General features: G+C 72.4%; 23 protein-coding genes. 1 reads left to right on the top strand and 22 read right to left on the bottom strand.

Annotation, left to right across the window (positions count from 1 at the left end):
- Positions 1 to 30 precede the first annotated feature (30 nt).
- Positions 31 to 600 carry a peroxiredoxin gene (locus ACO06A_RS16975; protein WP_421733373.1) on the top strand — a complete coding sequence of 190 codons (570 nt, stop codon included), beginning with the start codon at positions 31 to 33 and terminating at the stop codon, positions 598 to 600.
- Here the strand turns inward: ACO06A_RS16975 and dnaE are convergent.
- The 22 genes from dnaE to mraZ all read right to left on the bottom strand — a co-directional run bounded on the left by dnaE (position 581) and on the right by mraZ (position 25,122).
- Entirely contained in the window at positions 581 to 4,117 is a 3,537-nt protein-coding gene (gene dnaE, locus ACO06A_RS16970; RefSeq protein WP_421733372.1) for a DNA polymerase III subunit alpha, read from the bottom strand. The genes ACO06A_RS16975 and dnaE overlap by 20 nt on opposite strands.
- A 10-nt stretch (positions 4,118 to 4,127) precedes the next feature.
- A complete protein-coding gene (locus ACO06A_RS16965; protein ID WP_421733371.1) occupies positions 4,128 to 4,646 on the bottom strand; it encodes a GNAT family N-acetyltransferase in 519 nt (172 codons plus the stop codon).
- Entirely contained in the window at positions 4,643 to 5,581 is a 939-nt protein-coding gene (locus ACO06A_RS16960) for an RluA family pseudouridine synthase (protein WP_421733370.1), read from the bottom strand. The genes ACO06A_RS16965 and ACO06A_RS16960 overlap by 4 nt, the downstream gene beginning before the upstream one ends.
- On the bottom strand, positions 5,574 to 6,176 hold the full coding sequence (locus ACO06A_RS16955; protein WP_421733369.1) for a signal peptidase II: 603 nt from the start codon (positions 6,174 to 6,176) through the stop codon (positions 5,574 to 5,576). Before ACO06A_RS16955 ends, ACO06A_RS16960 begins: the two co-directional genes overlap by 8 nt.
- A 20-nt stretch (positions 6,177 to 6,196) precedes the next feature.
- Positions 6,197 to 6,658, bottom strand: coding sequence for a TraR/DksA family transcriptional regulator (locus tag ACO06A_RS16950; RefSeq protein ID WP_056093434.1), 462 nt, complete (start codon positions 6,656 to 6,658; stop codon positions 6,197 to 6,199).
- Positions 6,659 to 6,812: 154 nt separating this feature from the next.
- Positions 6,813 to 7,496, bottom strand: a complete 684-nt coding sequence (locus ACO06A_RS16945; protein WP_421733368.1) for a DivIVA domain-containing protein — start codon at positions 7,494 to 7,496, stop codon at positions 6,813 to 6,815.
- A 130-nt stretch (positions 7,497 to 7,626) separates the two neighbouring features.
- The gene (locus ACO06A_RS16940; protein WP_421733367.1) at positions 7,627 to 7,911 is read right to left on the bottom strand and encodes a YggT family protein; all 285 of its coding nucleotides are present in this window, start codon (positions 7,909 to 7,911) and stop codon (positions 7,627 to 7,629) included.
- Positions 7,912 to 7,914: 3 nt separating this feature from the next.
- Entirely contained in the window at positions 7,915 to 8,409 is a 495-nt protein-coding gene (locus tag ACO06A_RS16935) for a cell division protein SepF (RefSeq protein ID WP_175347382.1), read from the bottom strand.
- Between the two features lie 149 nt (positions 8,410 to 8,558).
- Positions 8,559 to 9,320: a peptidoglycan editing factor PgeF gene (pgeF, locus tag ACO06A_RS16930; RefSeq protein WP_421733366.1), complete on the bottom strand. Its 762-nt coding sequence runs from the start codon at positions 9,318 to 9,320 to the stop codon at positions 8,559 to 8,561.
- 7 nt (positions 9,321 to 9,327) lie between these two features.
- Positions 9,328 to 10,584: a cell division protein FtsZ gene (gene ftsZ, locus ACO06A_RS16925; RefSeq protein ID WP_175347384.1), complete on the bottom strand. Its 1,257-nt coding sequence runs from the start codon at positions 10,582 to 10,584 to the stop codon at positions 9,328 to 9,330.
- Between the two features lie 223 nt (positions 10,585 to 10,807).
- Positions 10,808 to 11,806 (bottom strand): cell division protein FtsQ/DivIB, encoded by a 999-nt coding sequence (locus ACO06A_RS16920; protein WP_421733365.1) that lies wholly within the window; start codon positions 11,804 to 11,806, stop codon positions 10,808 to 10,810.
- Complete coding sequence (murC, locus tag ACO06A_RS16915; protein ID WP_421733364.1) at positions 11,803 to 13,218, bottom strand: UDP-N-acetylmuramate--L-alanine ligase; 1,416 nt, start codon at positions 13,216 to 13,218, stop codon at positions 11,803 to 11,805. The genes ACO06A_RS16920 and murC overlap by 4 nt, the downstream gene beginning before the upstream one ends.
- Positions 13,215 to 14,324, bottom strand: coding sequence for an undecaprenyldiphospho-muramoylpentapeptide beta-N-acetylglucosaminyltransferase (murG, locus tag ACO06A_RS16910; RefSeq protein WP_421733363.1), 1,110 nt, complete (start codon positions 14,322 to 14,324; stop codon positions 13,215 to 13,217). Before murG ends, murC begins: the two co-directional genes overlap by 4 nt.
- Before the next feature lie 28 nt (positions 14,325 to 14,352).
- Positions 14,353 to 15,597, bottom strand: coding sequence for a putative lipid II flippase FtsW (ftsW, locus tag ACO06A_RS16905; protein WP_421733361.1), 1,245 nt, complete (start codon positions 15,595 to 15,597; stop codon positions 14,353 to 14,355).
- Positions 15,594 to 17,024 (bottom strand): UDP-N-acetylmuramoyl-L-alanine--D-glutamate ligase, encoded by a 1,431-nt coding sequence (murD, locus tag ACO06A_RS16900; protein ID WP_421733360.1) that lies wholly within the window; start codon positions 17,022 to 17,024, stop codon positions 15,594 to 15,596. The genes ftsW and murD overlap by 4 nt, the downstream gene beginning before the upstream one ends.
- Positions 17,025 to 18,107, bottom strand: coding sequence for a phospho-N-acetylmuramoyl-pentapeptide-transferase (gene mraY / locus ACO06A_RS16895; protein ID WP_421733359.1), 1,083 nt, complete (start codon positions 18,105 to 18,107; stop codon positions 17,025 to 17,027).
- Positions 18,104 to 19,555 carry a UDP-N-acetylmuramoyl-tripeptide--D-alanyl-D-alanine ligase gene (locus ACO06A_RS16890; protein ID WP_421733358.1) on the bottom strand — a complete coding sequence of 484 codons (1,452 nt, stop codon included), beginning with the start codon at positions 19,553 to 19,555 and terminating at the stop codon, positions 18,104 to 18,106. The genes mraY and ACO06A_RS16890 overlap by 4 nt, the downstream gene beginning before the upstream one ends.
- On the bottom strand, positions 19,552 to 21,129 hold the full coding sequence (locus ACO06A_RS16885; RefSeq protein WP_421733357.1) for a UDP-N-acetylmuramoyl-L-alanyl-D-glutamate--2,6-diaminopimelate ligase: 1,578 nt from the start codon (positions 21,127 to 21,129) through the stop codon (positions 19,552 to 19,554). The genes ACO06A_RS16890 and ACO06A_RS16885 overlap by 4 nt, the downstream gene beginning before the upstream one ends.
- Positions 21,130 to 21,178: 49 nt before the next feature.
- Positions 21,179 to 23,074, bottom strand: a complete 1,896-nt coding sequence (locus ACO06A_RS16880) for a peptidoglycan D,D-transpeptidase FtsI family protein (RefSeq protein ID WP_421733356.1) — start codon at positions 23,072 to 23,074, stop codon at positions 21,179 to 21,181.
- Positions 23,071 to 23,490 (bottom strand): hypothetical protein, encoded by a 420-nt coding sequence (locus tag ACO06A_RS16875; RefSeq protein ID WP_421733355.1) that lies wholly within the window; start codon positions 23,488 to 23,490, stop codon positions 23,071 to 23,073. The genes ACO06A_RS16880 and ACO06A_RS16875 overlap by 4 nt, the downstream gene beginning before the upstream one ends.
- Positions 23,487 to 24,497 carry a 16S rRNA (cytosine(1402)-N(4))-methyltransferase RsmH gene (rsmH, locus tag ACO06A_RS16870; protein WP_421733354.1) on the bottom strand — a complete coding sequence of 337 codons (1,011 nt, stop codon included), beginning with the start codon at positions 24,495 to 24,497 and terminating at the stop codon, positions 23,487 to 23,489. The genes ACO06A_RS16875 and rsmH overlap by 4 nt, the downstream gene beginning before the upstream one ends.
- Positions 24,498 to 24,645: 148 nt before the next feature.
- Positions 24,646 to 25,122: a division/cell wall cluster transcriptional repressor MraZ gene (gene mraZ / locus ACO06A_RS16865; protein WP_055921977.1), complete on the bottom strand. Its 477-nt coding sequence runs from the start codon at positions 25,120 to 25,122 to the stop codon at positions 24,646 to 24,648.
- Between the last annotated feature and the right edge of the window lie 290 nt (positions 25,123 to 25,412).

Raw genomic sequence — 25,412 nt, 5'->3', positions numbered from 1 at the left:
ACGCAAGGAGCATATAGGTAGGCTCACGGGGTGATCGACCTGACCCGCCTTCCCGACGACCTGCCGGTGCCCCTGGACGACGGCGCGGCGGACCATCTCGTCGGGGCCGCGATCCCGGCGATCACCCTGATCGCCACCGACGGATCCGCGATCGACCTCGACCGGCTCGGTCCCGGGCGCACGATCCTGTACGCATACCCGCTGACCGGCGGACCGCACGCGCAGCTGCCCGACGACTGGGACGCCATCCCCGGCGCCCGAGGCTGCACCGCGGAGGCGTGCGCGTTCCGCGACCACCACGCCGACCTGCTCGCCGCCGGCGCGTCGGCGGTGTACGGCCTCTCGACGCAGGACTCCGACTACCAGCGCGAGGCCGTCGAGCGGCTGCACCTTCCGTTCGCGATGCTCAGCGACGACGCGTTCGCCCTGACGGGAGCGCTCCGGTTGCCCACCTTCGACGCCGACGGCCGAACGCTCCTGCGCCGGCTCACGATGGTCGTGAGTGACGGGATCGTCGAGAAGGTGTTCTACCCGGTGTTCCCGCCCGACCACCACGCGGCGCAGGTACTCGCGTGGCTGGTCAGGACGCCAGGCAGCTAGGCCCGAGCAGCGCCTTGAGGTCCCCGAACAGGGAGGGCGACCGCTCGACACGCAGCCCGTGGTCGAGCCGCATGACGGTGGCACGGCCGGGGCTGGTGAGTCGCAGGTGGACCTCGGTGACGCCCGGGTGCGTGGCGAGCACCTCGCGCAGCCGCTCGACCACCGGCGGCGTGCACCGGGAGACCGCCATCGAGACCACCACGGGGGCGTCGGCGGCCTGCGAGACGTCGGGCAGCGACACCTCCATGGCCTGGAGCTGCATGGTCTCGTCGCGGCGCCGCACCCGTCCGCGGACCACGACGACCGCGTCCTCGGCCAGCGCCGTGGAGTACGCCAGGTAGGTCTCGCCGAAGAACATGATCTCGACCGAGGCCTCCATGTCCTCGATGGTGACCGCGGCCCACGGGTTGCCCTGCTTCGACATCTTGCGCTGGAGGGACGTGATGAGCCCGGCGACGACGACCGTGGAGCCGTCCGGCCGCTGCTCGTCCTGCAGCAGCGTGGCGATCGACACGTCCGCCGCGGCAGCGAGCACGTGCTCGAGCCCCGACAGCGGGTGGTCGGACACGTACAGGCCGAGCATCTCCCGCTCGAACGCCAGCCGCTGCTTCTTGTCCCAGTCCGGCAACTTGTCGGGCACCGGCTGCATGAACTCCGTGCCGAACGATGTGTCTTCGTCGGCGAACAGGTCGAACTGGCCCTCGGCCTCCTTGCGCTTCGCCCCGATGACGATATCGACGTTGCCTTCGTGCACGAGCAACATGCCTCGTCGTGTGTGGCCGAGGGAGTCGAAGGCACCGGCTTTGATTAGCGACTCAATCGTCCGCTTGTTGCAGACGACCGCCGGAACCTTCTGCAGGAAGTCATTGAAGGAGGTGAACTCGCCCTTCTCCTCCCGTGCCCGCACGATCGCGTCCACCACGTTGGCGCCGACGTTGCGGATGGCGGTCAGGCCGAACCGGATGTCCTTGCCGACGGCCGTGAAGTTGGCCGAGGACGAGTTCACATCCGGCGCGAGCACCGTGATGCCCATGTGCCGGCACTCGCCCAGGTAGAGCGCGGACTTGTCCTTGTCGTCGCGCACGCTGGTGAGCAGCCCGGCCATGTACTCGGTCGGGTAGTTGGCCTTGAGGTAGGCGGTCCAGTAGGAGATGACGCCGTACGCCGCGGAGTGCGCCTTGTTGAAGGCGTACCCGGCGAAGGGCACCAGCACGTCCCAGACGGCGGTGATGGCGGCGTCGGAGTACCCGCGCTCGCGCATGCCGGCCTGGAACGGCACGAACTCCTTGTCCAGGACCTCCTTCTTCTTCTTGCCCATCGCGCGCCGCAGCAGGTCGGCCTGACCGAGCGTGTAGCCGGCCAGCTTCTGCGCGGCGCGCTGCACCTGCTCCTGGTAGACGATCAGCCCGTGGGTGATGCCCACGACCTCCTCGAGCGGTGCCTCCAGCTCGGGGTGGATGGGCTCGACCTTCTGCAGGCCGTTCTTGCGCAGCGCGTAGTTGATGTGGGATTGCATCCCCATCGGACCCGGGCGGTACAGCGCGATGACGGCCGAGATGTCCTCGAAGCTGTCGGGGCGCATCTGGCGCAGCAGAGACCGCATCGGCCCGCCGTCGAGCTGGAACACCCCCAGCGTGTCGCCGCGACCGAGCAGCTCGTACGTCGCCGGGTCGTCGAGCGGCACCTCCTCGATCTTGATGGAGGCCTTGCCGTTCATCTCGATGTTCTCGAGCGCGTCGTCGAGGATCGTCAGGTTGCGCAGGCCGAGGAAGTCCATCTTGATCAGGCCCAGGGCCTCGGACCCCGGCTGGTCGAACTGGGTGATGATCGCGCCGTCCTGCGGGCGTCGCATGATCGGGACGATGTCCACCAGGGGCTCGCTCGACATGATCACGCCGGCCGCGTGCACGCCCCACTGGCGCTTGAGGTTCTCCAGCCCGCGCGCCGTCTCCAGCACGCGCTGCGCCTCGGGGTCCGCCTGCACCACCTGGCGGAACTCGTCGGCCTCCGCGTACCGGGAGTCCTGCGGGTTGTAGATGCCGGAGAGGGTGATGTCCTTGCCCATCACCGCGGGCGGCATGGCCTTGGTGAGCTTCTCCCCCATCGCGAACGGGAAACCGAGGACGCGTGACGCGTCCTTGAGGGCCTGCTTGGCCTTGATGGTGCCGTAGGTGACGATCTGGGCGACCCGGTCCTCGCCGTACTTGTCCGTCACGTACCGGATGACCTCGCCGCGCCGACGCTCGTCGAAGTCGACGTCGACGTCGGGCCAGGAGACGCGCTCCGGGTTGAGGAACCGCTCGAAGATCAGGCCGTGCTCCAGCGGGTCCAGCTCCGTGATGCCCATCGCGTACGAGGCCATCGAGCCGGCCGCTGACCCGCGGCCCGGACCCACGCGGATGCCCTGGTCCTTGGCCCAGTTGATGAAGTCGGCGACCACCAGGAAGTAGCCCGAGAAGCCCAGCTGCGTGATGACGCCGGTCTCGTACTGGGCCTGCGTGCGGACGTCCGACGGGATCGTCCCGTGGTACCGCTTCTGCAGACCGGTCTCGACCTCCTTGATGAACCAGGAGTCCTCGCTCTCCCCGACCGGGACCGGGAAGTTCGGCATGAAGTTGGCGTCGGTGTTGAACTCCACCTCGCACTGCTCTGCGATGAGGACCGTGTTGTCGCACGCCTCCGGGATCTCGGACCAGGTGCGCCGCATCTCCTCGGCGGACTTCAGGTAGAACTGGTCGGTGTCGAACTTGAACCGGTCGGGGTCGGCCAGGGTGGAGCCCGACTGGACGCACAGCAGCACCTCGTGCGCGTGGCTGTCCTCGTGCTTCGTGTAGTGCAGGTCGTTCGTCGCGACGACGGGGGCACCGATCGCCTCGGCCAGGCGTCGCAGGTCCTTGATGACCCGGGTCTCGATCTCGAGCCCGTGGTCCATCAGCTCGACGTAGTAGTTCTCCTTGCCGAAGATGTCCTGGAGCTCCCCGGCGGACCGGACGGCCTCGTCGAACTGGCCCAGCCGGATGCGCGTCTGCACCTCGCCGGACGGGCAGCCCGTGGTGCCGATGAGCCCGTCGCTGTACGTGGTGAGCAGGTCGCGGTCCATGCGCGGCCACTTGCCCATCTGGCCCTCGAGCGAGGCCAGCGACGACATCCGGAACAGGTTGTGCATGCCCTTGGTCGACTTGGCCAGCAGGGTCATGTGCGTGTACGCGCCGCGGGCGGAGACGTCGTCGGAGGCCTGGTGCGCCTCGCCCCAGCGCACGCGGTTCTGGTCGAACCGGCTGGTGCCCGGGGTGACGTAGGCCTCGACGCCGATGATCGGCTTGATCCCGTGGTTCTTGGCCTTCTGCCAGAAGTCGAACGCCCCGAACAGGTACCCGTGGTCCGTGATGGCGACCGCCGTCTGACCGAGGCGGTTGGCCTCGGTGAACAGGTCGTCCAGGCGCGCCGCGCCGTCGAGCATCGAGTACTCGGTGTGCACGTGGAGGTGGACGAAGTCGGAGCCCCCAGCTGATGCCATGCGGGCGATCCTACGTCGCCGGTCCGACACTCTTCGGCGCGTCGCGGACTGTGTCGGCAGACGTGACGACCTTCACCGCGTCGCGGTGCCAGATGGCCTCGTCCAGGTACCGCTCGGGCCGCGCGACGTAGCCCAGCCGGGCGTAGAAGCCGAGCGCCTGCTCCTGCGCGCTGAGCTCGACGGACACCGTCCGGACGCCGTCCTCGGCCACGCCGAACTCGGCCAGCGCCGCGGCCTCGAGCGCCGTCATGAGCAGCGCCCCGACGCCTCGGCCGCGGGCGGCGGCGCTCACCGCGACCCGCCCGACGTGTGCAGGCTCACCCCGGCGGTGCGGCGGCAGCAGCCTGGCGGTGCCCAGGGCCGTGCCATCGTCGTCCACGGCGAGGACGTGCAGGGTGCCGGGGTCGTCGTCGAGCGCATCCATCTCGCGCTCCGCCGCCACGTTCTGCTCCTGCACGAACACGGCCATCCGGATCGCCGTCATCGCGGCGCGCTGCTCGGGCGTCTGCACGGGGACGACCGAGATCACGCGTACCCGTCCTGGAGGACGGCCAGGGAACGGGCGAGGTCCTCGGGGTACTCGCTGGTCAGCTCCAGCCACTCGCCCGAGCTGGGGTGGTGGAACCCGAGCCGCATGGCGTGCAGCCACTGCCGCGTCAGGCCCACGCGCGCCGCCAGCGACGGGTCCGCGCCGTAGGTGAGGTCGCCCACGCAGGGGTGCCGGGTGGCCGAGAAGTGCACGCGGATCTGGTGCGTCCGGCCCGTCTCCAGGTGGATCTCCACCAGCGACGCGGCCGGCAGCATCTCGAGCACCTCGTAGTGCGTGATCGACGGCTTGCCGTCTGCCACCACCGCGAACTTCCAGTCGGAGCTCGGGTGGCGGCCGATCGGGGCGTCGATGGTGCCGGTGGTCGGCTCCGGGTGGCCCTGCACGAGCGCGTGGTAGACCTTCTCGACCGTGCGGTCCTTGAACGCCCGCTTGAGCACCGTGTAGGCGTGCTCGCTCTTGGCGACGACCATCAGCCCGGACGTGCCGGCGTCGAGGCGGTGCACGATCCCCTGCCGCTCGGCCGATCCGGACGTCGAGATCCGGTACCCGACGGCCACGAGCGCGCCGACGACGGTCGGGCCGGTCCAGCCGGGCGACGGGTGCGCGGCGACGCCGACGGGCTTGTCGATGACAACCAGGTCGTCGTCGTCGTAGACGATCCGCATGCCGGGCACGGGCTCGGCGACGACCTCGATGGTGGCGGCGGGCACCACGTCCGGGATCGCGACCTCGAGCCAGCCGCCCGCGGACAGCCGGTCGGACTTGCCCAGCACCTTGCCGTCCAGGTGCACGCCGCCGGCCTCGGCGATCTCGGCCGCACGCGTGCGGGACAGGCCGAGCAGCCGGGCCAGAGCCGCGTCCACCCGCTCCCCGACGAGCCCGTCGGGCACGGGCATCGCGCGCGTGTCAGGCATTCTGCTCGGTCGTGGTCGTCGTGTCGGCGGTCTCGTCGTCCGCGGACGCCTCGTGCGTCTCCCGGGAGTCCCGTGTGCCGTCGATGTGGATGCCCAGCGCGGCGAGGATCACCACCAGCACGGCGGCCACCACGATCGCGATGTCCGCGACGTTGCCGACGAACCAGTCGGCGTAGGCGATGAAGTCGACCACCTCACCCTGGGCGAACCCGGGCTCGCGGACGAGCCGGTCGACCAGGTTGCCGATCGCACCACCCAGCAGCAGACCCAGCGCGACCGCCCAGGCGCGGGACCCGATCCGCCGGCTCGCGCGCACCACGACCACGACGACCACGGTCGCCACGATGGTCAGCACCCAGGTCATCCCGGTCGCGATCGACAGGGCCGCCCCCGAGTTGAACACCAGCTGGAGTCCCAGGAGGCTCCCCACCAGCTCCCGACGCTCGCCCTCGACCAGCGAGGCCAGCGCCCACGCCTTCGACAGCTGGTCGAGAACCAGGACAGCGACCGAGATCGAGACGAGGGTGATCAGCAGCGCACGCCGGCGCGGGCTGGTCGAGGGCGCGTCGGGCTGGTCGTCCGTCGTGGTGGGCACCGCAGGAGTCTACGTGCGCGTCAGCGACGCTCCTCGCGCTGCTTGCACTCGACGCAGAGAGTGGCCCGGGGGAACGCCTGGAGACGCGCCTTGCCGACCGCCTTGCCGCAGGACTCGCACGTGGCGAAGGTGCCCGCCGCGATGCGCGCCAGGGAGCGGGTGGTCTGCGCGAGCAGGTCCCGCGTGTTGTTCACGAGCGTGAGCTCCTGCTCGCGCTCCAGCGCCGACGAGCCGGAGTCGGCCTGGTCGTCGCCTGCCCCGTCGCCCGAGTTGCGCAGCAGGTCCGACAGCTCGGCGTCCGCGGCCGCCAGCTCGCTCGTCAGCCGGTCGATGTCGCTGGTGAGCTCTTCCGCGACGTCCTTGACCTCCCGTGCAGTCCACGGCTTCTCGCCGTCCCGTACCGGGAAGTGCTTGACCAGCTTGGCCAGCTCCTTGGTGTCCGTGCTGACGTCAACCGCGCTGAGCGCATCGTTGATGGCCACGAGCGGGCCCCCCTGTCCTCGAAGTCACGCGACTGTATGCGGGCACAGGCAGGGACACAACACGCCACGCCGGGTGAAACCCGGCGTGGCGTGCGTGTACGACAAACCCGACCTGTGGTGATGCGGGTGTCCGGCGGGTGGTCGCCGGACGTCGTCAGAGGTTCTGGCCGTCTCCGACCGGCTGCGGCTGACCCGAACGCGGCGGCAACGCGTTGCCCCGGTTGTCGAGGTCGCCGAGCAGGTTCTCGAGGTAGCTCTTCAGGCGTGTGCGGTAGTCGCGCTCGAACACGCGCAGCTCGTCGATCTTGCGCTCCAGGAGCGAGCGCTCCTGCTCGAGCTGACCGAGCGTGCGCTGCGACGTCTCCTCGGCCTCACGAACGATGCGGTTGGCCTGGCTCTTGGCCTCGCCCACGAGGCGGTCGGACTCCTCCTGGCCGCTGCGCACGTAGTCGTCGTGCAGCTTCTGTGCCAGGGCGAGCATCCCGGTGGCGGACTCCGGCTCGCTCGTGCGCGGTCCGCTCTGGACCGGCGCGACGATCGGCGCGGGCTGCGCGACGGGAGCCGCGATCACCGGGGCCGGTGCGGCGACCGGTTCGGGCGTCGGCTCCGGCTTGGGGGCCGGCGCGGCCTGCTGCGACCCGGCGCGGCTCAGCTCGGCGATCCGGCGCTCGGCCGCCGCCAGCTTCGTCTTCAGGTCGTCGTTCTCACCCTGCAGGTCGCGCAGCGTGTTGACGACCTCGTCCAGGAAGTCGTCGACCTCGTCCTGGTCGTAGCCCTCGCGGAACTTCGTGGCCTGGAACTTCTTGTTCAAGACCTCGTCTGCAGTCAGCAGAGCCATCGTCATCACCTCAGTCGGTAGTGCTCGGTCGGGCCGGCGGCAGTCCACCGACCGCCTCGGGCCACGGTATCGGAGAATGCGGTGCGCGCACGTCCCCGCGACACGCCCATGGACAGGTGGAAGCGTGCGATCAGATGCGGCCGAGGATGGACATGAGGATCGAGCAGCCCAGCACGAGGACCAGGAAAGCGAGGTCCAGGCGCACGGATCCGATGGCCAGCGGCGGCAGGATCCGCCGCAGCGCCTTGAGCGGAGGGTCGGTGACCGTGTAGGTCGCCTCCGCGATCACCAGGGCGATCCCCGAGGGGTGCCAGTCCCGGGCGAAGAACTGCACCCAGTCCAGCACGAGCCGGATCAGGAGCAGGAGGAAGAACGCGAGGACGACGTAGAACAGCAGTGCCGCGATGAGGTGCACGCGTCAGCTCTGGTTGTAGAAGCCCGCACGCGTCGGCGGCTCCGCCACCGGGCCTGCGGCCTCGCCGGCGACCTCGACGTGCGCCGGCGAGAGCAGGAAGACCTTGCTGGTCACCCGCTCGATCGCGCCGTGCAGCCCGAAGATCAGACCCGCGGAGAAGTCGACGAGACGCTTGGCGTCGGCGTCGTCCATGTCCGTGAGGTTCATGATGACCGGGGTGCCCTCGCGGAACGCCTCGCCGATCTTGCGCGCGTCGTTGTAGGAGCGCGGGTGGATCGTCGTGATGCGACGGAGCTCACCGGCGGGAGCGGGGGCGTGCTGCGTCGCCTGCGTAGGCAGCGACGTGCGCGTCGGCCGGTGCAACGGCGTGACCTGGGCCTCGTACTCCTGCGGCACCGCGACCTCCTGGTCGTCGAACTCCTCGAGGTACTCCTCGTGCTCCGACCGGTCGTCGGCCAGGCCGAGGTACAGCATCGTCTTGCGCAGCGCTCCGGCCATCGCGTTGGCTCCCTCCCCGGATCTCTCCGGACCACCCCGGAGCCCCTGCCGGTCCTGTCGGCGACGGTGGGCTCCCTCTGCCGGTCACGCTAGCAACGTGGGCGTTCCCGGCACGGCGCGACACGCCCGACAACCTCGGCGGCCGTGCCTCACGGGCGCAGCCCGACGACCCCCGCGAACCGACCCGTGCGCGGCGAGCGTCGGTAGGAGAAGAGCGCGGGGTCCTTCCACGTGTCGCGCGACAGGGTCGTCACGTGGACCACACCGCTGCGACGCAGGACCGCGACGACACCGGCGGGCAGGTCGAGCGCGGGCGTCCCCCAGCCCGTCGTCGCCCGCGTCTCCGGGACCACGTCGGCCACCTCGTCGCGCAGCGCGGCGGGCACCTCGTACGACTCCCCCGCGATCGACGGTCCGACGGCGGCCCGGATCCGGTCCGCGGCGGCACCGTGGGCGAGCATCGCGGCGATCGCCGCCTCGACGATGCCGGCCACCAGCCCGCGCCGACCCGCGTGCACGGCGGATACGACCCCGGCGGAGGCGTCGGCCAGCAGCACGGGCACGCAGTCGGCCACCAGGACCGCGACGGCGACCGACGGGTCCACCGACACCAGGGCGTCGTACTCGCCGACCGAGATGACGCCGGCCGTCGGCGGCTCGGACAGGACGACGATCCCGGTGCCGTGCACCTGTGTCGCGAACGCGACGGGCACTCCCGTCCACCGCTCCAGACGCGCGCGGTTGCGTGCCACGTCGGAGGACTCGTCGCCCACCTGGTAGCTGAGGTTCAGGGCGTCGTACGGCGGGCGGCTGACCCCGCCGCCGCGCGTGCTGAAACCGGCCAGGACGCCGGGCCCGAGATCGACCTCCACGACGGGCGGGAGGTCGCTCCCGGGCTGCGTTCCGCTCACCGCCCGGCTACTTGAGGAAGTCGGGCACGTCCAGCTCGTCGCGGTCTCGCCGGGAGGCGTCCTCGGTGAAGATCCGCGGCACCTCCAGCGCTCCCGTGATCGGCGTCGGCTCCGCCTCGGTGGACAGGAAGGCCGGGACGTCGGGCTGGGCCGGGGCGGCGGAGCGGTTCTGACCGTAGGCGCCGACCGGGACGAGCTGCTCCTCGGGGTCGAGGACCGGGCGCGGCGTGGGGACCTGCGACGCGACCGCCGGCACCTGGCGCGCCGAGTTGCCGCTGACCTGGCCGAGCGCGCGGGAGTCGCGACGGATCGTGGGCGACCCGGAGTCGAACCCGGCCGCGATGACGGTCACCCGGACCTCGTCGCCGAGGGCGTCGTCGATCACCGCGCCGAAGATGATGTTGGCCTCGGGGTGCGCGGCCTCCTGCACCAGTCGCGCGGCCTCGTTGATCTCGAAGAGCCCGAGGTCGGAGCCGCCCTGGATGGACAGCAGCACGCCGTGGGCGCCGTCGATGCTGGCCTCGAGCAGCGGCGAGGAGATCGCCATCTCGGCGGCCTGGACCGCACGGTCGTCGCCGCGGGCGAAGCCGATGCCCATGAGGGCCGAGCCGGCGCCCTGCATGACGGACTTCACGTCGGCGAAGTCGAGGTTGATCAGGCCCGGCGTTGTGATCAGGTCCGTGATGCCCTGGACACCCGACAGCAGCACCTGGTCCGCGGAGTGGAAGGCGTCCAGGACCGACACCGAGCGGTCGGAGATCTGGAGCAGCCGGTCGTTGGGGATGACGATCAGGGTGTCGACCTCGGCGCGCAGCGCCTCGATGCCCGAGTCGGCCTGGACCGACCGGCGGCGGCCCTCGAAGGTGAACGGGCGCGTGACGACGCCGATGGTCAGGGCACCCAGCGAGCGCGCGATCCGCGCGACGACCGGCGCGCCACCGGTACCGGTGCCACCGCCCTCGCCCGCGGTGACGAACACCATGTCGGCGCCGCGCAGGACGTCCTCGATCTCGTCCTTGTGGTCCTCGGCGGCCTTCTTGCCGACCTCGGGGTCCGCACCGGCGCCGAGGCCGCGCGTCAGCTCACGGCCGACGTCGAGCTTGACGTCCGCGTCCGACATCAGCAGCGCCTGGGCGTCCGTGTTGACGGCGATGAACTCGACACCCTTGAGGCCGACCTCGATCATGCGGTTCACGGCGTTCACGCCGCCGCCGCCGATGCCGACGACCTTGATGACCGCCAGGTAGTTCTGCGGAGCTGCCACGGTGGGTGCCTCTCGTTCTGTGCCGGTCGCGGCCTGGGGCCACGTGGTCCGTCCGCGGCCCGCGCGCGGCGGGACAGGGTCGGGGTGGAACCTTCACCCTCTAGTTGAGGGTTATAGTTATGTCAGGTGTGCTGTCAGTGCGTGACGCTAGGTCCCGTCCGGACGTCGAGCAACGACCGCGCCGCGCGTGTCGGGAGTTGGTCGAGAAACTCGCCCGCTCGCGTCACTTCGTGATGGGCAGGCGCGGTGCGGACACGTCGATGACGGTCGCGCCCGCGGCCGCGGGGGACGCCCGCAGGGCCGACAGCACGGCGATCTTGAGCGGGGTCTCGCTCGCGCTCCCCCAGTCGACGCGGACGCCGTCGCGCAGGCTCATGGTCACGGTGTCCTGCGTCCGCGCCGACACGCCGCCCACCTGGGCCAGCAGCTCGACCGGCAGGCGCTGGAGCACGCTGAGCACCGCGGTGAGCGTGCGCTTGTCCCCCACCGGCACGTCCACGACCGGGAGGCCCTCCGGCGCGGCGTCCACCCGGCCCACCTGGACGCCGTCCATGTCGAGCAGCGCGAATCCCGGCGCGCCGTGGGTCGCGGCACTCGACTGCTCCGGGACGGCCGCGACCGGCTCCCGGGCGACGAGCACCACCATGAGACCGTGCGGCCACGACCTGGTGACGCGCGCCTCCCGCACCCCGGGCACGTCGAGCACCTCGTCACGCAGCCGCACCGTGTCCAGGCGCGGCAGCGGGGTGCTCGCGTGCGCGTCGATCACCCCGAGCACCTGGTCGACGGCCACCACGGTCCCGGCCCCCTCGACCACCACCTGCGCCGGCTCGAGCGCGAGCACCGGGGAGATGAGCAGGAGCCAGCCGAGCGAGCCGACCGCGAGCGCCGAACCGGCCACCAGCAGCACCTGGCGGCGCGCGAGGTTCCGCCGGGCACGGGACCGCTCGGCGAACCGGGCGACCGAGCTGGTGGACACCACGGGCGGCGCCACGGGGCCGGCGTAGCGGCGGGCTCCCCCGGCGCTGTAGGTGGTGACCGCGCGCCCGAAGGACGGGTCGTCCTGCGGGGCCGGCGGGGCTGGCTTCGGGGCGGTCGCCGGCTTCGGCGCGGTCGTCGGCTTCGCAGCGGTCGTCGGCTTCGGTCGAGCCGCCGCCCGGCGCGGGGCGGTCGGTCGGCCCGGCGCGGAGTCGCGCGGAGCTGTCGGTCGGGACGGGCTCATCCGACGGCCCGCGCGGAGAGCACCTCGAGCACGACCGACGCCAACAGAGTGACGTCCCCGGCGCCCACGGTGAGCAGCAGGTCACCCGGACGGGCGGCCCCGGCGACCGCCCGGGCGGCGGCGTCCCGGTCCGGCACGAACGTCGCCTTGCCCGGAGTGGGGACGAGGTCCACGATCAGCGCGCCGGTGACCGACGGGTCCGGGTCCTCGCGGGCCGCGTACACGTCGGTCACGACGACCACGTCGGCCAGGTCGAGCGCCGCGCCGAACTCGGCGGCGAACGTGCGGGTGCGCGAGTACAGGTGCGGCTGGAAGAGGGCGAGCACCCGGCCGTCGCCGACCACCGAGCGGGCGCCGCGCAGGAGCGCCGCCACCTCCGTCGGGTGGTGGGAGTAGTCGTCGACCACGCGGACGCCGCCGACGGTCCCGCGGTCCTCGAACCGTCGCCCGGTCCCGCGGAACGCCGCGAGCCCGTCCGCGGCGTCCGGCACCCCGAGACGCCGGGCCGTGGCCCAGGCCGCAGCGGCGTTCAGCGCGTTGTGCGCACCCGGGAAGGCGAGGCGCACCGTGGTGGTGAGCTCGCCGGCGGTGAGCTCGAACGCCCATCGCCCGGCGTCTGCGCGCAGCTCGCCCACGACGACGTCGGCGTCCGGCGACGTGCCGTAGGTGACGACCGAGACGTCCCGCGCCGCGAGCGTCCCGCGCACACGCTCGACGAGCCGCACCGCGCCCGGGTCGTCGGCGCAGACGACCAGCGTGCCCCCGGACCGGATGCGTTCGGCGAACTGGACGAACACGTCCTCGAACGCCTCCGTGGAGCCGTAGTGGTCGAGATGGTCCGGCTCGACGTTGGTGACGACCGCGACCAGCGGCGCGTACGCGAGGAACGAGCCGTCGGACTCGTCGGCCTCCGCCACGAACGCCGGGCCGGCGCCGTCCCGTCCGCCGCCCAGCGGTCCGTCGGCGGAGAACACGGTGCCGCCGATCGCGAAGGACGGGTCCGCGCCCGCGTGCAGCAGCGCCGTGGCGATCATCGCGGACGTGGTGGTCTTGCCATGGGCACCGGCCACCGCGACCGCGTCCCGGTCCACCATGAGCGACGCGAGCGCCTCGGACCGGTGCAGCACCCTCAGCCCTCGCTCACGAGCGCGGGCGAGCTCCGGGTTGGACTCCCGGACGGCCGACGAGATCACGACGGTGTCGGCGTCGTCGACGAGCGAGGCCTCGTGGCCGACGTGCACGTCGACGCCCGCCGCTCGCAGCGCCGGCAGGGCCGGACCGTCGGCGGCGTCCGAGCCGGAGACGGCCACGCCGCGCGCGGCGAGCAGGGCGGCGATCGCGGACATGCCCGCTCCGCCCACGCCGACGAGGTGCACGCGGCCGAGGTCGGCGGGCCGCAGGACGGCGCTCACGGCAGCTCCGCCTCCACCAGCCGGGCCACGCGGGACGCGGCGTCGCGCACCCCGACCGAGGCTGCGGCCAGCCCCATCCGCTCGCGCGTCTCCGCGGCGGCGTCGCCGACCAGCAGCACCGGCAGGTGCGTGCGGACCCACGCCGGGTCCAGGTCCTTGTCCTCGACCAGCAGGCCGCCGCCGGCCGCGACGACCGCAGCCGCGTTGAGCCGCTGCTCGCCGTTGCCGATGGGCAGCGGCACGTAGACCGCCGGGATCCCCAGCGCCGCCTGCTCGCAGACCGTGCCGGCGCCGGAGCGCCCGATGACGACGTCCGCGACGGCCAGCGCGAGCTGCATCTCGGTCAGGTACTCGCGCACGTGGTACCGCTCGGCACCGGGCACGTCGACGAGCGCGGCACGCACCGCGTCGGCCTTGCCTGCGCCCGTCAGGTGCAGCACCTGGACACCCGCCGCCAGCAGGTGCGCCGCAGCACCCGCGACGGCGGCGTTGACGCTCACGGCACCGAGCGAGCCGCCGGACACGAGCAGCGTGGGCAGGTTCGGGTCCAGACCGAGCTCGGAAGCAGCCGCGGCGCGTGTCCCCGCCCGGTCCGCCGTCCGCTGCTCGATCAGGCGGCTGATCGGGGCGCGCAGCGGCAGCCCGGTCACCTGGGCCCCGCGCAGCGAGGTGCCGGGGAACGTCACGGCGACCGACCGGGCCCAGCGCGCACCCAGCCGGTTGGCCAGGCCCGCGCGGGCGTTCTGCTCGTGGATGACGACCGGGATCCCCCGCCGACGCGCGGCCAGGTAGGCGGGCGTCGCCACGTACCCGCCGAAGCCGACGACCACCTGCGCCCCCGACCCGTCGATCGCCGCGCCGGCCGCCCGGACCGCGTCACGCAGTCGCGCGGGCAGCCGGAACCAGTCGAGCGTCGGGCGGCGCGGCAGCGGGACGCGTGGCACGACCGCGAGCGGCAGACCGTGCTCCGGGACGAGTCGGGACTCGAGACCCTCGGCGGTGCCGAGCACCGTGAGCCGGGCGTTCGGGTGGCGCCGCAACAGCTCGTCGGCGACGGCGAGCAGCGGGTTCACGTGCCCCGCGGTGCCTCCGCCGGCGAGGAGCACCGCGGGAACGGTGGGGAGCGGACGACCCTCAGCCACGGGACCGCCCGATCACGGCCAGCGACCGGCGCACGACGCCGGGCCGGGCGGCCAGCGCCTCGGCGGCGCCCGGTTCCGAGCGCGCGAAGGCGATGAGCACGCCGAGGGCGGCCATGGTCATGATCAACGCCGACCCACCGGCGGACACCAGCGGCAGCGGGATGCCGATCACCGGGGCCAGCCCGATGACGACCGCCACGTTGACCAGCGCCTGCCCGATGATCCAGCACAGGATCGCGCCGGTGGTGATCTGCACGAACGGGTCGGTGTGCCGGCGGATGACCCGGATCATGGCGAACGCCAGCAGGCCGAACAGCCCGAGGACCAGCAGCGTGCCGATGAGCCCGAGCTCCTCGCCGAGGATCGCGAAGATGAAGTCGTTGTGGGCGGCCGGCAGGTAGGACCACTTCTCGCGGCTCTCCCCCAGACCGAGCCCGCCCCAGCCGCCGCTCGCCAGCCCCCAGCCGCCGTGCAGCGTCTGGTAGCACGACGACGCCGCGTCGCACTCGTCGGACAGCCAGCTCGTGATCCGCGCCGTGCGGTTGTCGCTGGTGACGGTGAGCAGCGCGGTCAGCCCGCCGGCCAGCAGCGCCGCGAAGCCGAACATCCGCATGGACACGCCCGCCACGAACAGCGCCCCGGCGACCAGCATGATGAGGACCAGGGCGGTGCCCAGGTCGTGCCCGGCCAGCACGACCAGGATCGCGATCCCGGCGACCGGCACGGCGGGGATCAGCGCGTGCCGCCACTGCCGCAGCAGCGGCAGCTTGCGGGTCAGCACGGCGCCGAGCCAGATGGCCAGCGCGAGCTTGATGGTCTCCGACGGCTGCGCGGAGATCCCGCCGACGCACACCCAGTTCTGGTTCCCGCCCGCGCCGCAGCCGAGCGGCGTGAAGACGGTGAGCTGGAAGAGGACCGCGAAGGCCAGCGCGGGCCACGCGATCACCTGGAAGAACCGCACGGGGGCGCGGGACAGCCCGAACAGGATCGGGAGGCCGATCAGCGCGTACTTGGCCTGGTCGAGGAACACCGCGTACGGCGAGTGGCCGTCGTCCAGGGACTCCACGCTCGAGCTCGAGAGCACCATGACCAGCCCGATGACGAGCAGCAGGGCGGTCGCGCCGATGAGCACGTAGTAGCTGGTCACCGCGCTGTTCCACTGGCCGAGCAGCGAGCTGGTGGAGGAGCCCGGGTCGTCCGTGCGGCGCACGCTCGGGCGCGGGGTCGTGGCGGTCATGCGTCCCCGCCGAGCGCACGCACGGCTGCGGAGAACTGATCACCCCGTGCGGCGTACGACGCGAACTGGTCCATCGACGCGCAGGCCGGCGCGAGCAGCACCGTGACCGGACCGGCACCCGCGGACGCGAGGCGCCTGGCCTGGAGCACGGCATGGGTCATCACCGTGCCAGTCTCACCGGCGTCGACCTCGACCACGGGGACCTCGGGTGCGTGTCGGGCGAGCGCCTCGCGCAACGGGGCGCGGTCGACCCCGATGAGCACCACGGCACGCAGGCGGTCACGCCGTGCGACGACGAGCTCGTCGAACTGCGCACCCTTGGCCAGGCCTCCCGCGATCCACACGACGCTGCCGACGGGGAACGCGCCGAGGGCCGCCGAGGCCGCGTGAGCGTTGGTGGCCTTCGAGTCGTCGACGTAGGCCACGTCGTCCACGACGCCGACAGTCGCCAGCCGGTGCGCACCGGGTCCGTACGCCCGCAGCCCGTCCCGGATCGCTGCCGGGTCGACGTCGTGCGCGAGCGCGAGCGCGGCCGCCGCGAGGGCGTTCGCCACGACGTGCGGCGGCACGGTCCCGTCGGGTCCGGCCAGCTGCGCCAGGTCGGCCAGCGTGCCCAGCTCGGCCGCGTGCGTGTGCCGGAGCCGCGCGAACCCGCGGTCGACCAGCACGTCCTCGACCATGCCGACCTGCCCGACCAGCGGGGTGCCGAGCGTGAACCCCACCGCGACCGCGCCGTCCTCGACGTCGGCCTCCCGGACGAGGTGCTCGGTCACCGGGTCGGCGAGGTTGTAGACGCACGCGACCTGCGCCCGCTCGAAGACGCGGCCCTTGTCGGCGGTGTACGCGTCCATCGACCCGTGCCAGTCCAGGTGGTCCGGCGCGAGGTTCAGCACGGCGGCCGCCTGCGCGGACATCGAGTGCGTGAAGTGCAGCTGGAAGCTGGACAGCTCCACCGCGAGGACGTCGAGGGTGGGGTCGGTGGCGGCGAGCACCACGGGCGTGCCGACGTTGCCGACCGCCAGTGCGTTCTCCCCCGCGGCCCGCAGGATCGACTCGAGCATGCCCACGGTGGTGGTCTTGCCGTTGGTGCCGGTCACGGCGAGCCACGGCGCCGGTCCGCCACCGGCGGCACGGTCGACGCGCACGTGCCACGCCAGCTCGACCTCGCTCCACACGGGGACGCCACGCTCCAGCGCGGCCGCGAGCAACGGGTGGTCGGGCGCCAGCCCGGGCGACGCGACGACGAGGTCCGCGCGGTCCAGCACGGACCCCGCGAGCAGCTCTGCCGACCCGATGACGTCGTCGGCGTGGTCGTCGACGGGCACCACGCGGGCGCCACGGGAGGCCAGCACCTCGATCGCCGCGCGTCCCGAGACCCCGAGCCCGGCGACGACCACCAGGGCGTCCTCCAGCACGAGCTCGGACACCTAGCCGGCCACCCACTCCGCGTAGAAGATGCCCACACCCAGCGCGACGAACAACCCGGCGATGATCCAGAACCGGATGACGATCGTCACCTCGCCCCACCCCGAGAGCTCGAAGTGGTGGTGCAGCGGCGCCATCTTGAAGACGCGTCTCCCGGTCAGCTTGAAGAAGCCGATCTGGATCACGTCCGACATCACGATGACCACGAAGAGGCCGCCGATGATCGCGGCGAGGATCTCGGTGCGGGACAGGATCGACAGGCCGGCGAGCGCACCGCCGAGGGCGAGCGACCCGGTGTCCCCCATGAAGATCTTGGCGGGGCTGGCGTTCCACCACAGGAACCCGAAGCACGCGCCGGTGATGGCAGCGGCGACGACAGCGAGGTCGAGCGGGTCGCGCGTCTCGTAGCACCGCGGTCCGACGCTGGCCAGGATCTGGCAGCTCTGGTTGAACTGCCAGACGCAGACGATCACGTAGGCGCCGAACACGATGAGCGAGACGCCCGTCGCGAGCCCGTCGAGGCCGTCGGTGAGGTTCACCGCGTTGGACCACGCGGTGATGAGGAAGTTCGCCCAGATGACGAAGAGGATCGTCCCGACCGTCACGCCCCAGAACGCCAGGTCCAGGTTGGTGTCGCGGATGAAGGAGATCCGTGTGGAGGCCGGCGTGCGGAACTTGTCGTTGGGGAACTGCAGGGCCACCACGGCGAACGTGATGCCGACGATGCCCTGGCCGACGATCTTCCAGCGCGCGTTGAGGCCGAGGCTGCGCTGGCGGGAGATCTTGATGAAGTCGTCGAGGAACCCGACGACCCCGAGGCCGGTCATGAGGAAGAGGACGAGCACGGCGGACGCGCGCGGCGGCGTCCCGGTGGCGATGAGGCCACCGACCCAACCGAGCAGGGTCGCCCCGATGATGACGACGCCACCCATGGTCGGGGTGCCGCGCTTGGTGAAGTGCGCGGTCGGTCCGTCCTGACGGATGAACTGGCCGTACTGCTTGTGCACCAGGTACCGGATGAACAGGGGTGTGCCCAGCAGCGCGATGACCATCGCGAGCCCGCCGGAGATGAGGACCGCGATCATCGGGCGGCCCCCTCGACCAGCACGTCGCCGAGCTTCCAGAGCCCGGCGCCGTACGACGACTTGACCAGCACGACGTCTCCTGGGCGCAGCTCGCTCTCGAGGAACGCGGTGGCGACCTCCAGATCGTCGGCGAGCACCACCTCGTCGCCCCACGACCCCTCGTGGTTGGCACCGTCGCGGATGGCGCGCGCGCCGTCCCCGACCACGATGGTCAGGCCGATGTTGAGCCGGACGCACAGGCGCCCGATGGCGTCGTGCGCCTCGCGCGCACCCGGCCCGAGCTCCAGCATCTCGCCCAGCACGGCGATCGAGCGGCGGTCCCGGCCGGCCAGCACGGCCAGCGCCTTGAGCGCCGCGCGCATCGAGTCGGGGTTGGCGTTGTAGGAGTCGTCGACGATGGTCACGCCGTCGGGGCGGTCGACCACGTGCATCCGGTGCGGGCTCAGGGCGTCCGCGGCGCTCAGTCCTGCGGCGACCTCGTCCAGCTCCAGCCCGACGGCGAGCGCGGCGGCCGCGGCGCCGAGGGCGTTGTGCACGTGGTGCTCGCCGACCAGCCGCAGCGTGACCTGCGCGGTGCTCTCGACCTCGCCGCGGCGGACGAGGGTGAACGTCGCGCGGCCGGAGCGGTCGAGGCGGACGTCGCGGACACCCACCGTGGCCAGCGGGGCAGCGCCGAACGTGACGACCTCGCCGGGAGCGAGCGCGGCCATGGCGGACACGCGCGGGTCGTCGGCGTTGAGCACCGCGATGCCGTCGGACACCAGGCCCTGCACGATCTCGGACTTGGCGACGGCGACCGCGTCGATGCCGCCGAAGCCGCCCAGGTGCGCGTGGCCGACGATCAGGACGACGGCCACGTCGGGCGGGGCGATGTCCGTGAGGTAGGTGAGGTGCCCCGGTCCGCTGGCGCCCATCTCGAGCACGAGGAACCGGGTGGACTCGTCGGCGCGCAGCACCGTCAGCGGCAGCCCGATCTCGTTGTTGAACGACCGCACGGGCGCGATCGTCGGGCCGACGCTGCCGCACAGCTGCGCGAGCAGGTCCTTGGTGGTGGTCTTGCCGACCGACCCGGTGATGCCGACCACGCGCAGATCGCTGCCTCCCGGCTCGAGCGCGGCCTCGCGCAGCCGCTCCAGCACGACGCGCGCCAGGTCGCCCAGAGCACGCTCGACATCGGCGACGACGACGCTCGGCAGGACCGCTCCGCCGGCTCCGACGACGTCGCGCGCGGCCAGGACGAGGGCCGCTCCGCCGGCGACCGCCACGGCGGCGTAGTCGTGGCCGTCGACGTTCTCCCCGGGCAGGGCGACGAACAGTCCGCCGGTGACGTCGTCGCGCGAGTCGACGACGACGGGGCCGCTCACGACGAGTGCGGGGTCGGTGGCCGCCGTGCCGCGCAGCACTCCCCCGGTCGCGGCCGCGATCTCGGCCGCTGTCAGGGCGATCACGCGTGCTGCTCCTGCCGGCGGGTGCGCGCTGCGAGCAGCACGTCGCGGTCGTTGTACCGGTGGAACACGCCGGCGATCTCCTGGGTCGGCTCGTGGCCCTTGCCCGTGATGATCACGGTGTCCTGCTCGGAGGCGAGGGCGAGGGCGTCGCGGATGGCCTGCGCGCGGCTGGTGGCCTCGTGCACGTCGACCAGGTCCGGCCGCTGCGACCGGACCCCGTCGAGGATGGCGGATCGGATGGCCGCCGGCTCCTCGGAACGGGGGTTCTCGTCGGTGACGACGATCACGTCGGCCAGCCGCGCCGCGATCTCGCCCATGAGCGGGCGCTTGCCCTGGTCGCGGTCGCCGTCCGAGCCGAACACGATCACCAGTCGCCCGGGCGTGATCGGGCGCACGGCCTCGAGCGCCAGAACCAGCGCGTCGGGCGTGTGGGCGTAGTCGACGATCGCGAGCGGGAACCCGTTGCCGCGCTCGATGACACGCTCCATCCGGCCGGGGATCTCGTGCGCGACGGCCACCGCGGCGATCGCGGCGTCGAGCTCCACGCCGGCCGCGTGCGCGAGCACGATCGCCAGCGCGGCGTTGGAGACGTTGACCCTGCCCGGCAGGGGGCTCGTGGCGGAGTGCGTCGTGCCGTCAGGCGCCCGGAGCGTGAACGACGAGCCGACGCCGTCCAGCCCGATGTCCGCGGCGACGACGGCCCAGTCGGCGTCGGCCCCCTCGGGCTCGCCGACGTGCGTGGCCACGGTCTCGACCCGGATCGGCGCCTCGGCGGCGAGCCGGCGGCCCCACTCGTCGTCGACCACGACCACACCGCGCCGCGCCTGACCGACGGCGAACAGCCGCGACTTGTCGCGGAAGTAGCCCTCCATGTCGCCGTGGAAGTCCAGGTGGTCGCGCTGGAGGTTGGTGAAGCCGACGACGTCGAACGTCAGGCCGCCGACCCGCCCGAGGGCGAGCGCGTGCGACGAGACCTCCATGGCGAGCGCCGTCGCCCCGCGCTCGACGGCCAGCGCGAGGATCGCCTGGAGCGCCGGCGCCTCGACGGTGGTGCGGGGGCTCTCCACCGCGTCCTCGCCGATCCGGAGCTCGACGGTGCCCAGGACGGCCGTGGTGGCGTGCGCGGCGCGCAGGGCTGCGTCGAGGAAGTAGGAGGTCGTGGTCTTGCCGTTGGTGCCCGTGACGCCGACCGTGACCAGCCGCTCCGCAGGTGCGTCGTGCGCCCACGCCGCGACGGGTCCGGCGAGCGCGCGCGGGTCGGGGGCGACGAGCACGGCGACGCGGTCGGCAAGACCGGCCGCCTCCAGGAGCTCCAGGCCCGCCTGGTCGGTGAGCACCGCGACCGCGCCGGCGTCGACCGCCTGCGCCCCGTACGCGGCGCCGTGCACCTTGAATCCGGGGACGGCCACGAACACGTCGCCCGCCACCACGTCGCCGCTGGCCAGGCTCGCGCCGGTCAGGACCTTGTCGTCGGGGAGGGCGAGACCGCGCGCCACCAGGCCGAACGTCCGGGCGAGGTCGGCGACCCGGTGGGCCGCGGGATGCAGGGGGCGCATCCGAGCGGGGGTCGTCATGGGGAGAATCTACCCCGGAAGCCGCTCCCGGCCGCCCGGTTGCGGACCGTCACCACGTCGTCGGGAAGAGCGTGGACGGCGTGCCCGAGGGCGCCACGCCGAGCTCGCTGAGCGTGTAGCCCGCCACGTCGCTGAACACGGGCGCCGCGACCGTGCCGCCGTACACCGAGGTGCGGGGGTTGTGCAGGATGACCGCGACGGCGATGCGCGGGTCGTCGGCCGGCGCGACGCCGATGAACGACGACGTGATCCCCTGGACGCCGCCCACCCAGTTCTGGGCGGTCCCCGTCTTGCCGGCCACCTGGTACCCCGGGATCGCCGCGCTCGAGCCGGTGCCGTCGTCGACGACGCTCTGCATCATCGTGAGCACCGTCTTGGCCGTCTCGGCCGAGACCACCTGCGTCGACGCGGGTGCGTCCGCGGGCGTGTAGGTGCCGTCGGGGGACGTCCACCCCTTGATGATGTGCGGCTGCACGCGCACGCCGCCGTTCGCGATCGTGGCGAAGACCTGCGTCGCCTGGATGGCCGTCACGGAGACCGCCTGCCCGAACAGCACGGCGAACTTGTCGCGTCGCTGCCAGGAGTCGACCGGGTGCAGGATGCCGTTCGACTCCCCCGGCATCTCGATGCCGGTCTTGGCCCCGAAGCCGAACTTGGACAGGTAGTCGTAGCGGGTCTGCACCGGGAGGTTCTGGCCGATCATCACGGTGCCCGTGTTCGACGACTCGGCCAGCACACCCGTCGTGGTCAGGTGCAGGAGACCGTGCTCGTGCGAGTCCTTGAACGTCTCGTGACCGTCAGGCGAGTACGTGTACGGCACCTCCCACTGCGAGAGGGGGTCGGCGATCTTGTTGTCGAGGATGGCCGACATGGTGATGACCTTGCCCGTGGAGCCGGGCTCGAACACGTCCGACACCGCGCTGGACAGGGACCCGGAGGCGTCACCGGGGTGGTTGGGGTCCACGGAGCCGGAGTCGGCGAGCGCGTAGATCTCCCCCGTCCTGGTGTCCATCACGATGAGCGACCCGGAGTCCGACCCGGTGGCGGCGACCTGGGCGTCGAGCGCCGACTGCGCCTTCCACTGCACGTCGGACAAGAGGGTGAGCTGCAACGAGTCGCCCTGCGTGGCAGGCGTGTCCTGCGAGTACCCGCCGGGGATCGCCTGGCCCTTGCGCCCGCTCTCGTACGTCTCGCTGCCGGCCTTGCCGGTCAGCCGCGGGTTCAGCGACGCCTCCAGGCCGGCCAGGCCGACCCCGTTGGAGTTGACGAACCCGATGACGTTCCCGGCGAGCGTGCCGTTGGGGTAGACGCGCTCGGCCACCCGGTCCACGTTGACCCCGCTGAGCCCGAGCTTGCGGACCTCGCGGGCCACCTCCGGCAGCACGCCCTTGCGGATGTACACGAACTGCCGGTTGCCGACGAGGGTGCCCCCGAGCTCGGCGGCGTTCATGTCGAGCAGGGGCGCCAGGATGGCCGCGACGCCGGCCGGCCCGTCAGGCACGGCCGGGTTCGCCGACCCCGCGAAGGTCGCGACCAGCCGCTGGTTCACGGAGATGTCGTAGCGCTCCACCGACGTGGCCAGCGGCTTGCCGTCGGCGTCCGTGATCTCGCCGCGACCGCCGAGCAGCGCGACCGAGATGAGCCGCGAGTTGCGGGCCTGCTCGGCGATCACCGAACCGCGCAGCCCCTGGACGTAGACCAGGCGCCCGCCGAAGACGGCGAGCGCCAGGACCACGAGGACGGTGAGGAAGGCCATGCGGCGGCGGGATCCCGGCTGCACGGGTCCGGCCGGCGGTCCCCCGCGGGTGCCGGGCGGCACGACGACGGTGCGGGGTCCGGCCGGCGGACGCTGCCGCGGCACCGCCGTGCCGGCGACGCGGTTGGTCGACGCCGGACGACGGGTCTGCTCGGTGCGGGCGCGCGAGCGCGCGACCGGTGTGGTCATCCGCCCGCTCCGGCCGGCTCGGGCGCTCCCTGCACGCTGCCGTCCGCGAGCCGCAGCCACCCGGTGCCGTTGGTGGGCACCATGCCGAGCGCGGTCGCCGCGGCGGCCAGCTGCGTGGGCGAGGCCTTGGCGTCCAGGTCGGCGGTCAGACCCATGGCGTCCTGGTTCAGCCGGCCCAGCTCGTTGGACAGGTCGTACTTGGCGTACGCGCTCGCCGCCATGGAGGTGTTGAGCAGCAGCGCGGACAGGAGCGCACCGGCGAGGACGGCCATGCAGGCAAGGATGAACGGCACCCGCGTCCTGGCGTGCTCCGGCGCGCGGACGACGCGAAGTCGGGGTGCCGGGGCTGCCTTGGGGCGGGCCGGGGTCGGGTAGGCGCGAGCGGTGCTCACTCGGGCAGCGGACTGGGCGCTCATGCTGCCCTCCTTCCGGTCGGACGTGGCGTCAGGTGGTCAGGGGTAGGACGGGTGCGCTCCGCGGCTCGGAGCCGGACGGACTGCGACCGGGGGTTGTGCGCCAGCTCGGCCTCGTCGGCCTCCTCGGCACCGCGCGTCACGAGCCGCAGGAACGGTGCGTGCGTCTCCGGCTCGACGGGCAGGTCGGGCGGCGCGCTCGACGTGGCGCCGACGGCCAGCGCACGCTTCACCGCCCGGTCCTCGAGCGAGTGGTACGACTCGACGACGATCCGACCGCCGACCGCGAGCGCCTCGATCGACTGCGGGAGCGCGCGCTCGAGCACCTCGATCTCGCCGTTCACCTCGATGCGCAGGGCCTGGAACGTGCGCTTGGCCGGGTTGCCACCGGTCTTGCGGGTGGCCGCGGGGATGTTCGCCCGGACGATGCTCACCAGCTCGCCGGTGCGCTCGAGCGGGCGCCTGGCGCGCTGGGCGACGATGGCGCGGGCGATCCGCGGTGCGAACCGCTCCTCGCCGTACACCCGCAGGATGCGAGCGAGCTCGCGCTCGTCGTAGGTGTTGAGCACGTCGGCCGCCGTCTGCCCGGTCGTGGCGTCCATCCGCATGTCGAGCGGGGCGTCGGCCGAGTAGGAGAAGCCACGCTCACGCTCGTCCAGCTGGAGCGAGGAGACGCCGAGGTCCATCAGCACGCCCTGCACCGCGGGGATGCCGAGCTCGTCCAGGACGTCGTTGATCTCGTCGTAGACCGCGTGCACACCGGTGAACCGGTCGCCGAAAGGTGCGAGCCGCCGACCCGCCAGCTCGAGCGCCTCGGTGTCGCGGTCGATGCCGACCACCCGGACGTGCGGGAACGCCCGCAGGACGCCCTCGGTGTGACCGCCCATCCCGAGGGTCGAGTCGACCATCACCGGGCCCGCGACCTCGAAGGCCGGTGCGAGCAGGTCGAGGCAGCGCTGGAGCAGCACCGGGGTGTGCCGGGCGGCGGCGTCGGACGTGTGCTCAGTCATCGCTGCTCCCCTCCCCAGGTGGCACGAATGGTGTGGTCGGGCGGCCCCTCCGCCGTCCGACCAGATCCCCCACCGACCCTCTGCCACCGGGGAAGTGCGGCAGAGATTCGGGAGGAGGTCTCACCGGGCGGCCCGTGGGCCAGGACGTCTAGAAGGGACCGTTCGGGAAGACCTCCTCCGCGGTGTCGGCGTACCCGGCCTCCTGCTCGGCCAGGTACGTCTCCCACGCGGTGAGGTCCCAGATCTCGACCCGGGTGCCGGTGCCGATGACGGCGACGTCGCGCTCGAGCCCCGCGTACTTGCGGAGCATCGGCGGGATGGAGATGCGGCCCTGCTTGTCGGGAAGCTCGTCGCTGGCACCCGACAGGAAGACGCGCAGGTAGTCGCGGGCCTGCCGGCTGGTCACCGGCGCCTGCCGCAGCTGGTCGTGCATGCGCTGGAACTCCTGCATGGGGAGCAGGAAGAGGCACCGCTCCTGGCCGCGCGTCATGACCAGCCCGGGGGCGAGCTGACCGCGGAACTTGGCCGGAAGGATGAGCCGGCCCTTCTCGTCGAGACGCGGTGTGTACGTCCCGAGAAAGGGCGCGAAGGAGCCGAAGACGCCGGCGGACGACTCATGCGTCACCCCGCCTCCTCCCGCTCTCGCACTGCGACTCCTGGTGCGACATCCCCGCCTCACCACGTGCCTCCACGGTACTCCACTTCACTCCACCTGCCACCGGAGAAGTGCATGATTCACCCGATCGAGAAGGCATATATGCAGGTCAGAGCGGTGGAGCGAAGTGGAGCGTCGCGGCTCACCGGACCACGCACGGGGCGTGTCGGAGAGTCGCTCGCCGCCTCGATTCCGGAGGGATCGGACGAATCACCCGCCGGCTGGGGGCCTCGCACGCTGCACCAGGTGGGTGGTGGAGA

Source organism: Cellulomonas sp., from assembly GCF_965229465.1.
Taxonomy (GTDB): domain Bacteria; phylum Actinomycetota; class Actinomycetes; order Actinomycetales; family Cellulomonadaceae; genus Cellulomonas.
The sequence above is the reverse complement of the archived record's forward strand: the minus strand, read 5'-3'. Positions and strand labels throughout refer to the sequence as shown.

Coding starts and splice junctions, on each gene's coding strand:
- dnaE (WP_421733372.1), bottom strand. CDS start 4,117: ATGGCATCAGCTGGGGGCTCCGACTTCGTCCACCTCCACGTGCACACC.
- ACO06A_RS16945 (WP_421733368.1), bottom strand. CDS start 7,496: ATGGCTCTGCTGACTGCAGACGAGGTCTTGAACAAGAAGTTCCAGGCC.
- ACO06A_RS16935 (WP_175347382.1), bottom strand. CDS start 8,409: ATGGCCGGAGCGCTGCGCAAGACGATGCTGTACCTCGGCCTGGCCGAC.
- ACO06A_RS16920 (WP_421733365.1), bottom strand. CDS start 11,806: ATGAGCCCGTCCCGACCGACAGCTCCGCGCGACTCCGCGCCGGGCCGA.
- rsmH (WP_421733354.1), bottom strand. CDS start 24,497: ATGACTGAGCACACGTCCGACGCCGCCGCCCGGCACACCCCGGTGCTG.
- ACO06A_RS16960 (WP_421733370.1), bottom strand. CDS start 5,581: ATGCCTGACACGCGCGCGATGCCCGTGCCCGACGGGCTCGTCGGGGAG.
- ACO06A_RS16880 (WP_421733356.1), bottom strand. CDS start 23,074: ATGACCACACCGGTCGCGCGCTCGCGCGCCCGCACCGAGCAGACCCGT.
- ftsW (WP_421733361.1), bottom strand. CDS start 15,597: ATGACCGCCACGACCCCGCGCCCGAGCGTGCGCCGCACGGACGACCCG.
- mraY (WP_421733359.1), bottom strand. CDS start 18,107: ATGATCGCGGTCCTCATCTCCGGCGGGCTCGCGATGGTCATCGCGCTG.
- ACO06A_RS16885 (WP_421733357.1), bottom strand. CDS start 21,129: ATGACGACCCCCGCTCGGATGCGCCCCCTGCATCCCGCGGCCCACCGG.
- ACO06A_RS16875 (WP_421733355.1), bottom strand. CDS start 23,490: ATGAGCGCCCAGTCCGCTGCCCGAGTGAGCACCGCTCGCGCCTACCCG.